The sequence below is a fragment of the Mesorhizobium sp. RSR565B genome (assembly GCF_054719465.1).
On record NZ_JBTTIE010000001.1, the window covers coordinates 2,646,053 to 2,658,724 of the forward strand.

Annotated in this window: 12 protein-coding genes; 11 read left to right on the forward strand and 1 reads right to left on the reverse strand. The window is 63.2% G+C overall.

Features of this window, described 5'->3' with window-relative positions; genetic code table 11:
- The first annotated feature begins 283 nt into the window (after positions 1-283).
- Positions 284-1,030 carry a signal peptidase I gene (lepB, locus tag ACYG9R_RS12835; protein ID WP_032886549.1) on the forward strand — a complete coding sequence of 249 codons (747 nt, stop codon included), beginning with the start codon at positions 284-286 and terminating at the stop codon, positions 1,028-1,030.
- A gap of 28 nt (positions 1,031-1,058) precedes the next feature.
- On the opposite strand, the gene ACYG9R_RS12840 is transcribed toward lepB, so the two are convergent.
- A complete protein-coding gene (locus ACYG9R_RS12840; protein WP_023824294.1) occupies positions 1,059-2,567 on the reverse strand; it encodes a mannitol dehydrogenase family protein in 1,509 nt (502 codons plus the stop codon).
- A 175-nt stretch (positions 2,568-2,742) separates the two neighbouring features.
- Here ACYG9R_RS12840 and uxaC point away from each other — a divergent pair, with 175 nt between their 5' ends.
- The 10 genes from uxaC (at position 2,743) to ACYG9R_RS12890 (ending at position 12,538) form a co-directional block, all read left to right on the forward strand.
- On the forward strand, positions 2,743-4,152 hold the full coding sequence (gene uxaC, locus ACYG9R_RS12845) for a glucuronate isomerase (RefSeq protein WP_023824293.1): 1,410 nt from the start codon (positions 2,743-2,745) through the stop codon (positions 4,150-4,152).
- 38 nt (positions 4,153-4,190) lie between these two features.
- Positions 4,191-5,168 carry a TRAP transporter substrate-binding protein gene (locus ACYG9R_RS12850; protein ID WP_023824292.1) on the forward strand — a complete coding sequence of 326 codons (978 nt, stop codon included), beginning with the start codon at positions 4,191-4,193 and terminating at the stop codon, positions 5,166-5,168.
- A gap of 70 nt (positions 5,169-5,238) precedes the next feature.
- Positions 5,239-5,802, forward strand: a complete 564-nt coding sequence (locus ACYG9R_RS12855) for a TRAP transporter small permease (RefSeq protein WP_023668678.1) — start codon at positions 5,239-5,241, stop codon at positions 5,800-5,802.
- On the forward strand, positions 5,803-7,083 hold the full coding sequence (locus ACYG9R_RS12860) for a TRAP transporter large permease (protein ID WP_023684106.1): 1,281 nt from the start codon (positions 5,803-5,805) through the stop codon (positions 7,081-7,083).
- 38 nt (positions 7,084-7,121) lie between these two features.
- Entirely contained in the window at positions 7,122-7,898 is a 777-nt protein-coding gene (locus ACYG9R_RS12865; RefSeq protein ID WP_023824291.1) for a FadR/GntR family transcriptional regulator, read from the forward strand.
- Positions 7,899-7,919: 21 nt separating this feature from the next.
- Complete coding sequence (kduI, locus tag ACYG9R_RS12870) at positions 7,920-8,777, forward strand: 5-dehydro-4-deoxy-D-glucuronate isomerase (protein ID WP_023824290.1); 858 nt, start codon at positions 7,920-7,922, stop codon at positions 8,775-8,777.
- A complete protein-coding gene (kduD, locus tag ACYG9R_RS12875) occupies positions 8,774-9,541 on the forward strand; it encodes a 2-dehydro-3-deoxy-D-gluconate 5-dehydrogenase KduD (protein WP_023704936.1) in 768 nt (255 codons plus the stop codon). Before kduI ends, kduD begins: the two co-directional genes overlap by 4 nt.
- Before the next feature lie 10 nt (positions 9,542-9,551).
- Positions 9,552-9,890, forward strand: coding sequence for a cupin domain-containing protein (locus tag ACYG9R_RS12880; RefSeq protein WP_023684110.1), 339 nt, complete (start codon positions 9,552-9,554; stop codon positions 9,888-9,890).
- A gap of 260 nt (positions 9,891-10,150) precedes the next feature.
- Positions 10,151-11,989, forward strand: coding sequence for a DNA helicase RecQ (gene recQ, locus ACYG9R_RS12885; RefSeq protein WP_023824289.1), 1,839 nt, complete (start codon positions 10,151-10,153; stop codon positions 11,987-11,989).
- Between the two features lie 396 nt (positions 11,990-12,385).
- Positions 12,386-12,538, forward strand: a complete 153-nt coding sequence (locus ACYG9R_RS12890) for a hypothetical protein (RefSeq protein ID WP_023684112.1) — start codon at positions 12,386-12,388, stop codon at positions 12,536-12,538.
- Positions 12,539-12,672 lie beyond the last annotated feature (134 nt).

The window sequence follows — 12,672 nt, forward strand, 5'->3', positions numbered from 1 at the left end:
GCTTTCTGGTTGTTCGACAGTCCGGCTGTCTATCGATTTGGGGTGGCCGATGACGGAACAAACAACGCAACCGGAAGCGGCCTCGCGATCCCGGTGGACGACGGCGCTGATCGCGGCCTTTGGCGGTCCGTTCGGCGGGTTCCTTTGGATCGGCGCCGGCCGGCCGGCGGTTGCCAGCCTGGTGGTGATCAGCGCCATAAGCATTGCGCTGACATATGTGGGATTCCCGGTTCTGCCGGGGGTCGATCTCGCCTGGCTGGTGGATCTCTCCAGTTTAGGTCTCATGGTCCTGTGGGTAGCGCTCGTCGTGCCTTTCGCGTCACGATACAGACCGAACCGGTGGTATTCACACGGCCTTTCGGTGCTGCTGTTGGCCGTGCTGACCTCCTACGGAGCCGCGTTAGCGATCCGCACATTCCTCTTCCAGCCGTTTTCGACCCCGGCAGGCAGCATGACACCAACGCTGGAACTCGGCGACTATTTCTTCGTCTCGAAGTTTGCCTATGGTTACAGCCGCTACAGTGTTCCTCTTGGGCTGCTGCCCTTCGAAGGCCGGATCTTTGCCGCCGAGCCGAAGCGCGGAGATATTGTGGTGTTCAAATTTCCAGCGGATCCGAGCATCGACTACGTCAAGCGGGTCGTTGGACTGCCGGGCGACAAAATCCAGATGGTCGACGGAATCCTTCGCATCAATGGTGTGGCGGTCAAACTCGAGGATGTTGGTCCGTACAGCTCCGAGGACTCTCCCCAAAGCGCCAGACTGCAACGTGAAACCCTCCCCAACGGCGTTTCCTATTCCGTCATCAGTCTTACGGACAATTCAACAACCGACAACACGCGGGTGTTCGACGTGCCCGAAGGCCACTATTTCGCGCTTGGCGACAACAGGGATAATTCCTCCGATAGCCGGCTCAGTGTCGGCTTCGTTCCTGCCGAAAACCTGGTCGGCAAGGCAGTGCGACTGTTCTGGAATTCGCAAGGCACGGAGTATTCGTCGCGGCAGAGGCTGGACGCTCCGGCGGGACAATAGGCTTGAAATGGGCGGTTCCGGACCAGCTTCAGCCTACGTTTGTCGGCTCCGGTATGCCGAGCGCTGAGAGCGCAAGCACGATCCCGCCTTGCAGGATATGCTCGCGATGAGCGGCGACCAGTTCGATCAGCGTCTGCCGCTCGGGCTTGCCGCTGGCGAAGCCGGCCCAGTCGAACACCGCCGCTACTCGTTCCAGCATCCGTCGTTCGTCGAGCGCCGCCAGCGCCGCGTCGAGCGGATCGGTAAAGTGGGCTTCCGGCAGGTCCTTGCCGCGCGCCTCGCAGGCGGCGATCCAGGCGGCGATCACCAGCGTCAGATGCTCCGGGACCAGGCCGGCCTGGATGCGCTCGATTGCGGTAGCGACAATGCGTTGCGGCAATTTCTGGCTGCCGTCATTGGCGATCTGCGCCGTGCGGTGGGCCAGCGCTGTGTTGGAGAAACGTTCGGCAAGTTCGGCCGTATAGGCTGAGGTGTCGAGCCCGGCATCCCCAGGCAATGTCGGGATGGCCTCGGCCCAGAGCCGGTCGACGAACGCGCGGATCGCGGGATCCGCGAAGGCGCGGTCGACCGTGACGTGGCCGCTGAGCAGGCCGATATAGGCGATGCCCGAATGGGCGCCGTTGAGCAGCCGAAGCTTCATGTCCTCGAACGGCCGGACATCCTCGACCATGGTGACGCCGAATTTCTCCCAGGCCGGGCGGCCGGCTGGAAACCTGTTTTCGATCACCCATTGCCGGAACGGTTCGGTCATCACCGGCCAGGCGTCCTCGAGGCCGAGTTCGACCGCGATGCGCGCCCGGTCGGCATCGGTGGTTGCCGGCACGATGCGGTCGACCATGCTCGATGGGAATGCAACGTCATCGGCTATATGACCGGCGAGGGCAGCGTCGCCTGAAGCAGCAGCGCCGGCATCGCGCAGTTTTGCAAACCCGACCAGCAGCCGGTGCAGCGTGGCGCCATTGGCCGGCAGGTTGTCGCAGCAAAGCACGGTGAAGGGCGGCGTGCCGGCGGCCCGGCGTCGCACCAGCGCTTCCGCCAGGAATCCATGCGCTGTCCTGGGAGATCCGGGATTGCCCAGATCGTGGACGATATCGGGATGGTTTTCGTCGAGGCTGCCGTCGGCGGCCCTGAGATAGGCCTTTTCGGTGATGGTCAGGGTGACGATGCGGGTGCGCGGGTCGGCCAGCGCGGCCAGCACCGCGCCGGGGTCTTCCGGCGCGACCAGCATCGACTGGATCGAGCCGATAATGTGCAGCGCTTCGCCATCGCTGCCGCGCACCGCCAGCGTGTAGAGCCCGTCCTGTGGCGTCAGCGCATCGCGCGTGTCGGGGCTGCGCAGCGAGACGCCGACAATGCCCCAGCCGGTCTCGCCGGCCGCTAGGCAGTCATCGACATAGGCGGCCTGATGGGCACGGTGGAAGGCTCCAACGCCCAGATGGACGATGCCTGGGGCGACACTGGCGCGATCATAGGCGGGGACGGCGACCGAGGCCGGCAAGGATTGCACTGTTGCGTTGGAAAGGCGTCTGCTGGTCATGGCGCGGCTTGTCGCTGGATGGTGTGCGGGGCGGGATCTGCTAGCGGCGTAACATCCGCTCTTCCGCCGCACAATGACCTGACGCCGGTTAAAAGTCATCATACAACAATCCAGTTTTTGTATGTTGACATTATTTCTTTCCAATCCTACCGATATCGCCCCTGGGAGGAACGACGTGGCGGGACTGACCGATTCGGATCTGCTTTTTGCCGCCGAAGGGCGCGCGCTGTCGATCGCGCGCGATCTCCATGCCGGCATCAAGGACCTGCCGATCATCAGCCCGCACGGCCACACCGATCCGCGTTGGTATGCGCTCAACGAGCCATTCCCCGATCCCGCGCAATTGGTGGTGGTGCCCGACCACTACATTTTCCGTATGCTGTTCAGCCAGGGCGTGCGGCTGGAAGATCTCGGCGTCCCGACCCTCGACGGCTCGCCGGTCGAGACCGATCCCAGGGCGATCTGGCGGCGCTTCGCCGAGCACTATTACCTCTTCCGCGGCACGCCGACGCGGTTGTGGCTCGACCATGTGCTCGAGCATCTGTTCGGCATCGAAGAGCCGCTCAACGCCAGCACCGCTAGCCGCCATTACGACACCATCGCGGCGCTTTTGCAGCGCGACGATTATCGCCCACGCGCGCTGTTCGAGCGCTTCAACATCGAGGTCATCGCGACGACCGAGGGCGCACTCGACGATCTCCAATGGCACAAGACGATCCGCGACAGCGGCTGGCAGGGCCGCGTCATCACTGCCTACAGGCCGGATGCCGTCGTCGATCCCGACTTCGAAGGATTTTCTGCCAATCTCGATCGCCTGGGCGAGATCGCCGGCTGCGACACCGGCACATGGGCCGGCTATCTCGACGCGCATCGCCAGCGCCGCGCCTTCTTCAAAAGTTTCGGCGCAACCTCGTCGGATCACGGCCATCCGACGGCCGAGACCGCCAATCTTTCCGATGCGGCGGCGGAAGAGCTGTTCAACCGCATCCGCCGCGGCTCGGACGACGAGCGCGAGCGCAAACTGTTTCGCGCCCAGATGCTGACCGAAATGGCCAAGATGAGCCGCGACGACGGGCTGGTCATGCAGATCCATCCCGGCTCGTGGCGCAACCACTCGCCTGGTGTTTTCCAAAAATTCGGCCGCGACAAAGGCTTCGATATTCCGACCCGCACCGACTATGCCGCGGCGCTCAAACCCTTGCTCGACTGCGTCGGGCTGGAGCGCGACCTCTCCATCATTCTGTTCACGCTCGACGAGACCAGCTACGCGCGCGAACTGGCGCCGCTGGCCGGCGTCTATCCGGCGTTGAAGCTCGGGCCGGCCTGGTGGTTCCACGACAGTCCGGAAGGCATGCGCCGGTTCCGCGAGATGACCACCGAGACCGCCGGCTTCTACAACACCGTCGGCTTCAACGATGACACCCGTGCCTTTCCGTCGATTCCCGCCCGTCACGATGTGGCGCGCCGGGTTGACTGCGCCTTTCTCGCCCGTCTCGTCGCCGAGCACCGGCTGCGTGAGGACGAGGCGCATGAGCTGGCGCGGGAGCTTGCCTACACGCTTGCCAAGAAGGCGTACCGGCTGTGAGCCGGGCGCGTGGAATTTTAAAAGGGAGGAAGACAGTCATGTTGCATTTTTCAAAACTGATGGCAGCCACATTCGCCTTCGGCTCGCTGATGATCGGCGTTGCCGGCGCCCAGACCGTACTGCGCTCGGCCGACACCCATCCGGACGGGTATCCGACCGTCGAGGCGGTCAAATATCTCGGCGAGCTCATCAAGGAGCGCACCGCCGGCCGCTATTCGGTCGAGGTCTATCATTCGGCGCAGCTCGGCGAGGAAAAAGACACGATCGAGCAGACGCAGACCGGTGTCATCGATCTGAACCGCGTCTCGATGGGTCCGTTCAACGGCATCGTGCCGGAAACCGCGGTGCCGTCGCTGCCCTACATGTTCCGTTCGGTCGAGCACATGCGCCATGTCATGGACGGGCCGATCGGCGACGAGATCCTCAAGGCCTTCGAGACGCATGATCTGGTCGGCCTTGCCTTCTACGATTCCGGCGCCCGTTCCTTCTACAACACCAAGAAGGACATCACCTCGATCGCCGATCTGAAAGGCATGAAGTTCCGCGTCATCCAGTCCGACGTGTTCGTCGACATGGTCAACGCGCTTGGCGCAAATGCCACGCCGATGGCCTATGGCGAGGTCTATTCGGCGCTCGAAACCGGCGTCATCGACGGCGCCGAGAACAACTGGCCCAGCTTCGAATCCGCCAAGCACTACGAAGTCGCCAAGCACTATACCGTCGACCAGCACCAGATCGTGCCGGAAGTGCTGGTGATGTCGAAATCGAGCTGGGACAGACTGACGCCGGAAGACCAGGCGATCGTCAAGCAGGCGGCCAAGGATAGCGTCGTCAAGATGCGCGAATTGTGGGACGCGCAGGAGAAGAAGTCGCGAGAGATCGTCGAGAAGGCCGGCGTCAAGGTCAGCGAGATCGACAAGCAGCCGCTGATCGATGCGATGAAGCCGGTCTACGACAAGTATCTGAAGGCGCCGGAGCTCAAGGACCTCGCGACGCGCATCCAGGCGACCAAGTGATTTTCTGGCGGGGCGGCATGGCGCCGCCCCGCCAATCGCTTTTAGGGGACGGAAAGACCGGGAGGATCGGATGACTGCGGGAACGGCCAGGAGCGGAGCGCCACCGCGCTTCAGCGCGGTGCTTTCGAAGATTTGCGACGGTGCGCTCTATCTCGCGGGCATCGGGATGGTCGCCATGACCGCGCTTGTTGCCTACCAGGTGTTTTCCCGCTTCGTGCTCAACGCGTCACCGAGCTGGACCGAAGTCACCGCCATCATGCTGATGAACTGGTTCATCTTCCTGGGCGCTGCCGTCGGTGTGCGCGAGAATTACCATATGGGCTTCGACGTGCTGCTCTATATCCTGCCCAAGGGCAGCAAATGGGCGCTGCGCACCCTGTCCGACCTGATCGCGTTTGGCTTCGGCTTCGGCATGGTCTGGTACGGCTGCAAGCTGGTCGGGCTGACCTGGCACACTGTCATCCCGGCGCTCGAACTTCCCGGCGGTTTCGACTATCTGCCGCTGGTTGCCGGCGGCTTTCTGATCTGCCTGTTCTCGGCCGAACGCATCGCGCTGCGCTGGTCCGGCGCCGACATCGACAAGGATATCAATCTCGAAGAAGTGCCGGAAATGCCGGCCGTGCAGGAGGCCTAGATGGAACTCTGGATCCTGTTTGGCGTCTTCACGCTTTTGATGTTTGCCGGCACGCCGATCGCCTTTTGCCTGGGTGCGGCGTCCTTCGCCACCGTGCTTTATCTCGGCCTGCCGCCCCTGGTGGTGTTCCAGCAATTGAAGTCGGGCATGTCGGCGTTCTCGCTGATGGCGATCCCGTTCTTCATCTTTGCCGGCGACCTGATGGTGCGCGGCGGCATCGCGCAGCGCATCGTTTCCTTTGCCGGCTCGCTGGTCGGTCATGTCCGCGGTGGGCTCGGTCAGGTCAACATCATCGCCGCGACGTTGTTCGGCGGCATTTCCGGCTCGGCTGTGGCGGAAGCCGCTGCCGTCGGCGGGCTGATGATCCCGCAGATGAAAGCGCGCGGCTACGGAGCCGACTATGCCGTCAACGTCACCTCGATGGCGGCGCTGATCGCGCTGCTTCTGCCGCCGTCGCAGAACATGATCATCTATTCGATCGCCGGCGGCGGCAAGATTTCGATCGCCGACCTGTTCACCGCCGGTATCCTGCCTGGTCTGCTGTTCGCCGCTTCGCTGATGGTCACCGCCTATTTCGTCGCCCGCAGCCGCGGCTACCCGGTCGAGGCTTTTCCCGGCTTCTCGCGTGTCGGCCAGCTGGCGGTCATCGCCATCCCCGGACTTCTGCTCATCGGGATCATCTTCGGCGGCGTTCGCTCGGGCATTTTCACGGCGACGGAAAGCTCCTGCATCGCCATCATCTACGCTTTGCTGGTCACCGTCTTCGTCTACCGGTCGATGGCCTGGGGCGATTTCGTCCATGCCACAAAGGGCGCGGTGCGCACGACCTCAATGGTGCTGCTGATCATCGGCACGGCGGCCTCGTTCAGCTGGCTGATGGCCTATCTCAAAGTGCCGGTGTTGCTGATCGCAGGCATGAACGCCATCTCCACCGATCCGCTGGTGGTGCTGCTTCTGCTCAACGTCTTGATGCTGCTGCTCGGCACCTTCATGGACATGGGGCCGATGATCATCATCTGCACGCCGATCTTCCTGCCGCTGGTCACCCATTACGGCGTCGACCCCGTGCATTTCGGCGTCATCACCATCCTCAATCTCGGCATTGGCCTCAACACGCCACCGGTCGGCACGGTGCAGTTCGTCGCCTGTGCCGTCGGCAAGATTACGGTCTGGGAAGCGATGCGCTCGATCTGGCCGTTCTATGGCGCGGGCATCGTGGTTCTGGGGCTGGTGACCTATATTCCGGCGATTTCGCTCTGGTTGCCGAGCGTGTTCAAATAGGGCGTCTTCAAATAGGCGTCTTCAAACAGGGGTGCGATATGGCATCGGATAGCGCTGTTGATCTCAGGGTCGAGAGAAAACCCAAACTGTCGGAGACCGTCGTTGCGGCGATCCGCAAGCAGTTGCAGGCGGGCGAGATCCTGCCCGGCTACAAATTGCCGACCGAGAGCCAGCTGACCGAGACCTTCGGCGTCAGCCGCACCGTCATCCGCGAAGCGCTGGCCAAGCTCGCCGCCGACGGGCTGGTCGAGGCGCGCCAGGGCGCCGGCGTGTTCGTCACCGAGCACATCTCAACGATGTTCGGCGCTCTCGCCGCCGACATGGGCAGCAAGGATTCCATCGCGCTCAATGTGCTCGAAGTGCGCCTGGCCGTCGAAATCGAATCGGCCGGGCTCGCCGCCATCCGCCGCAACGCCGCGCAGGAAGCAGCGATCCAGGAAGCGTTCTTCGAATTCGAACGGCTGCTTCTCAACAGCGAGCCGACCGGCCCGGCCGATCTCGCCTTCCACCGGGCAATCGCCAGCGCCACCAACAATCCGTTCTATGTCGAGATGCTCGATGTGCTCGGACGCCGCGCCATTCCTTGCGACGTGACCTCGCCCTGGTCGACCGAACTGGTGCAATCCGACAGCTATCAGCGCGGGCTGCAACGCGAGCATCTGGTGATCCTGAATGCGATCACCTCGGGCGACGCCGAAGCTGCGCGCGAGGCGATGCGCGCTCATCTCACCGCCAGCCAGGAGCGCTACCGCGAGCGGCTGCACGCCCGCCAAGTCTTCTACGCCGACTCGGTCAAGGCGGCGGCATCCGAATAACCATTTTCAGCCGGAGCAGCAATGTCTCAAAGTCGCCCGCATACCGATTTCACCTCGCGTTTCGCCATCGACCCGGTCGCCGCGGCGTCCATGGGAACCGACGAGCTGCGTCACAATTTCCATATTGACGACCTGTTCCAGCAGGGACGCATCAGCCTGACCTACACCCACTATGACCGCATGATCGTCGGCGGCGCCGTGCCGGCTGCGGCACAACTGCCGCTGGAGGCGATCAAGCCGACGGGCACCAAGAATTTTCTCGACCGCCGCGAGTTGATCATCGTCAACATCGGCGGCGCCGGCTCGGTGACGGCGAATGGCGAGGCCCACCAGTTGCAGGCGCGCGACATGCTCTATCTCGGCATGGGCAGCACCGACGTTTCGTTCGCATCGGCCGATGAGGGCGCACTGGCCAAATTCTATCTGCTCAGCGCGCCTGCGCATCACACCCATCCCAACCGGCTGATCCGCATTGGCGATGCCAAGCGCCTCAATCTCGGCAGCAAGGAAACCTGCAACGAACGCTCCATCTTCCAGTTCATCCATGCCGATGGCGTCAAGACCTGCCAACTGCTGGTCGGTATGACCCAACTGGCGCCGGGCTCGGTGTGGAACACCATGCCTTGCCATGTGCATGACCGGCGCATGGAGGCCTATCTCTATTTCGACCTGCCGGAGACGGCGCGCGTCTTCCATTTCATGGGCGAGCCGGACGAAACCCGCCACATCGTCATGGCCAATGAGGAGGCAGTGCTGTCGCCCGGCTGGTCGATCCATTCAGGGGCAGGCACCTCGAATTATTCCTTCATCTGGGCGATGGCCGGCGACAATGTCGACTACACCGATGTCGACCCGGTGCCGCTGGGCGAACTGCGTTGAGCGGCCCTTCCTCCTTCAGCCTGGCCGGCAAGCGCGTCCTGGTCACCGGCGCAAACACCGGCATCGGCCAGGGCATCGCGGTCTCGATCGCGCGCGCCGGCGGCACCGTCATCGGTGTCGGCCGCTCGGCGATGGACGACACGGAAAGACAAGTCGCGGAAGCCGGCGGCCAGTTCGAGACTGTGCGGTGCGATCTCGCCGATCATGTTGCCGCCAAGGCCATGCTCGACCAGGTGTGGGAGAAGACCGGCCCGATCGACGGGCTGGTCAACAATGCCGGCATCATCCGCCGCGCCGATGCGGTCGATTTCTCGGAAACCGACTGGGACGACGTCGTCGACGTCAATCTGAAGACGCTGTTCTTTCTCAGCCAGGGTTTTGCCAGGCGCGTGCTGACCGACCCGAGGCGGCGCGGCAAGATCGTCAACATCGCCTCGGTGCTGAGTTTCCAGGGCGGCATCCGCGTCGCGTCCTATACCGCGTCGAAACATGGCGCGCTCGGCATAACCCGGCTGCTGGCCTGCGAATGGGCGGCAAAAGGCATCAACGTCAACGCCATTGCGCCCGGCTATATCGAAACCAACAACACCGAGGCGTTGCGCGCCGATCCCGACCGCAGTGCTGCCATCCTGGCGCGCATTCCGGCGGGACGTTGGGGCGGGCCGGAAGACATAGGCGATGCCGCCGTGTTCCTGCTGGCGCCAGCGTCCGACTATATGCATGGCGCGGTGGTTCCCGTGGACGGCGGCTGGCTGGCGCGATGAGGAGATGGTCATGATTGAAGCCAAGATTTTCGCACAGCCCGGCGAGAGCGCGTGGACGCCGACGCCGGACGGCAACAGGCGGCGCGTTCTCGTCTCCACCGATGAGCTGATGATGGTCGAGTTCGGCTTCGACAAGGGCGGCGTCGGCGCGCTGCATTCGCACCCGCATGTCCAGGCCAGCTATGTCGCCGAAGGCCGCTTCGAGGTGACCATCGACGGCCGCACCGCGACCATCGAGACCGGCGGCAGCTTCATCGTGCCGTCCAATCTGGTGCACGGCGTCAAGGCGCTGGAGGCCGGGCGCCTGGTCGACAGCTTTACCCCGCACCGCGCCGATTTCCTGGCCTGACCTTTTTCGGCAATTCCAGAAACAGGAAACCCGCGCCTCCTGGGGAGGCGCGGGCTGTTGCCTGTGCGCTCGTGGCGCAGCGGTACTCGAAACATCGCCGCAGGGTTGGACGGTGCCGCAACATGGTGAAGATAGGTTTAACGATGCCAATCAGGTCGATCGCCGGTGGGGTGTTGCTGCTGCTTGTTGTGGTCACGCAGGGGCTGCGCTAATCGTTCTGTCCACGCCGCTGCTTCGGGCGGCCGATCGAAACATCAGTGATGCAGATATTGACGACAAGCGTGCCGACGCACGATCCCAAACGGCGCGTCCTCAAGGACGTGTTCGGCTTCGACGATTTCCGTCCCGGACAGGCCGCGGTGATGGAGGCGCTGCTTGGCGGCCGCCATGTGCTGGCCGTCATGCCGACGGGTGCCGGCAAATCGCTGTGCTACCAGGTTCCGGCGCTGGTCAAGGGTGGGCTGACCATTGTCGTTTCGCCGCTAGTGGCGCTGATGCAGGATCAGGTCGCGGCACTGCGCCTCGCCGGCGTCGCCGCCGATACGATCAATTCCTCGATCGACCGTGATGCCAATGTCGCGGCATGGCGCCGCGTCGCGTCGGGCCAGACGCGGCTGCTCTACCTCGCGCCGGAACGGCTGATGACCGAGCGGATGCTGGATGCGCTTGCCAGGCTCGATGTCAGCCTGATCGCCATCGACGAGGCGCATTGCATTTCGCAGTGGGGGCCGGCGTTCCGGCGCGAATATGAAGACCTGTCGCAGCTGCGTGGCATCTTTCCCGACGTACCGATCATTGCGGTGACGGCGACGGCGGACGAGACGACGCGGGCAGACATCGAGAGACGGCTGTTTGGCGGGCGTGTCGAAACGCAGGTGCTTGGCTTCGACCGGCCCAACATCAAGCTTGCCATCGAGCCCAAGCAGGACAGCAAGCGGCAGTTGCTCAACTTCATCGAGCGCCATCAGGGGCGCAGCGGCATCGTCTACTGCCTGTCGCGCAAGAAGACCGAAGAGATGGCGGCATTCCTCGAAAAGAACGGCGTCCCCGCGCTCGCCTATCACGCCGGCATGAGCAAGGAGGCGCGTGATGCCAACCAGAACGCCTTCATGACGCTGTCGGGCGTCGTCATGGTGGCGACCATCGCCTTCGGCATGGGGATCGACAAGCCTGATGTCGCGTATGTCTTCCACACCGACCTGCCGGGCAGCCTCGAGGCCTATTACCAGGAAATCGGCCGCGCCGGTCGCGACGGCCGGGCGGCGGAGGCGCATATGCTTTACGGCCTTGGCGACATCCGCATGCGCCGCATGTTCATCGACGACGAGGACGCCGCTGTCGAACACAAGCGCCGCTCGCATGGCCGGCTCGATACGCTGATCGGCTATTGCGAGACGGCCGAGTGCCGCCGCCAGGTGCTGCTCGGTTATTTCGGTGAAGAGGCGGTCCCTTGCGGCAATTGCGACAATTGCCTGGAACAGGCGCCGCGCGCCGACGGCACCTCCGAGGCGCGCCTCATCCTGGCGGCGGTGGCGCAGAGCGGCGAGCGCTTCGGCGCCGGCCATGTCATCGACATCCTGATCGGCCACGAGACTGAAAAGATCGCGGCAAGGGGGCATCACAGGCTGGCAGCCTTCGGCAATGGCGCCGCGCACAAGAAGGATTTTTGGCAATCTATGATTCGCCAGCTGGTCGCGAACGGTTTCCTGATGCCGGACCCGGCCGGCCATGGCGGGTTGGCCATCGCGGACAAGGGCCACGCACTCGGCCGGGGCGAGGTGCCGTTCCAGTATCGGGTCGAGATGCGCACGCGCGCCGCGCGCCGCGCGGCTCGTGCCGGGCAGAGCCCCCAGAGCGAAAATGTAGATGCGTCGCTGCTCGCGACGCTGAAGACGCTGCGGCTGCGTCTGGCCAAGGAACGCCAGGTGCCGGCCTATGTGGTGTTTTCGGATCGTACACTGATCGACATGGCCGAGCGTCGTCCGCAAGACCTCGACGATTTTGCCGGGGTCAACGGCGTAGGTGCGGCCAAGCTCAAGGAGTTCGGCGCGATTTTTGTCAGCGCCATTGCCGCGCACCTTTCCGAGACGCCAGGCTGAAAGGGGTTTTGCTGGACCAAAGCCCGATCCGGCATCAGTACGCCTTCAACTTGCCCGCCCGCTTATCCTTTCATTTTGGCGCTACCCTGCCGTAGGGGAATGGCCTTCCAAATTGTATGGAACCGTGACGACAACACACATTCCTGAATCTATGCGGTCGATTCTTCGGATGTAGCCGTGACTATGGAAACCCGCTGTTGCGCGCGGATGGCGGTTTTCTCGGCCTTGGAGACGCTACGTCGGCAGCCGCTATCCCTGACCCGAATGGTATGATTCAGACCATCTTTGTTGTTGAAAACCCGCTTTCGACGGGAGTATAAAACTCGAGGTTACCATTGCTTTTCGTATAGAGGCTGTGGTGGAAACGTGGGTCCAATCCGCAAAGCATTGCCTTGCGTGGAAGTGGTCGAAGCCGGCGGCGAATGGTCCGTTCCTGTGGCCAAGGAAGACCAGGAAATTACCCGATCATTCGTGATTGAACCGTTTGCGCTGTCCTATGCTGAGGGCCAGCGGATACGCCTGCTTCTCGACAAGTTCGTTCGTCTGTAGAGAGGCTAAGCCCGATGAAAGACCGGTGGGAACCTGACCACCAGTTCATTGAAAGCGCCCGCCGTAGCCAGCTCCGAGCGGAGAGCCAACTGGACTCCCTGCAATCGACCATCGCCGAAACGCGACGCGTCCTA

Excerpts from the sequence above, each read along its gene's own strand:
- recQ (WP_023824289.1), top strand. The coding sequence starts at position 10,151 with ATGCAGATATTGACGACAAGCGTGCCGACGCACGATCCCAAACGGCGC.
- ACYG9R_RS12880 (WP_023684110.1), top strand. The coding sequence starts at position 9,552 with ATGATTGAAGCCAAGATTTTCGCACAGCCCGGCGAGAGCGCGTGGACG.
- kduI (WP_023824290.1), top strand. The coding sequence starts at position 7,920 with ATGTCTCAAAGTCGCCCGCATACCGATTTCACCTCGCGTTTCGCCATC.
- lepB (WP_032886549.1), top strand. The coding sequence starts at position 284 with ATGGTCCTGTGGGTAGCGCTCGTCGTGCCTTTCGCGTCACGATACAGA.
- ACYG9R_RS12865 (WP_023824291.1), top strand. The coding sequence starts at position 7,122 with ATGGCATCGGATAGCGCTGTTGATCTCAGGGTCGAGAGAAAACCCAAA.
- ACYG9R_RS12860 (WP_023684106.1), top strand. The coding sequence starts at position 5,803 with ATGGAACTCTGGATCCTGTTTGGCGTCTTCACGCTTTTGATGTTTGCC.
- ACYG9R_RS12850 (WP_023824292.1), top strand. The coding sequence starts at position 4,191 with ATGTTGCATTTTTCAAAACTGATGGCAGCCACATTCGCCTTCGGCTCG.
- ACYG9R_RS12855 (WP_023668678.1), top strand. The coding sequence starts at position 5,239 with ATGACTGCGGGAACGGCCAGGAGCGGAGCGCCACCGCGCTTCAGCGCG.
- ACYG9R_RS12840 (WP_023824294.1), bottom strand. The coding sequence starts at position 2,567 with ATGACCAGCAGACGCCTTTCCAACGCAACAGTGCAATCCTTGCCGGCC.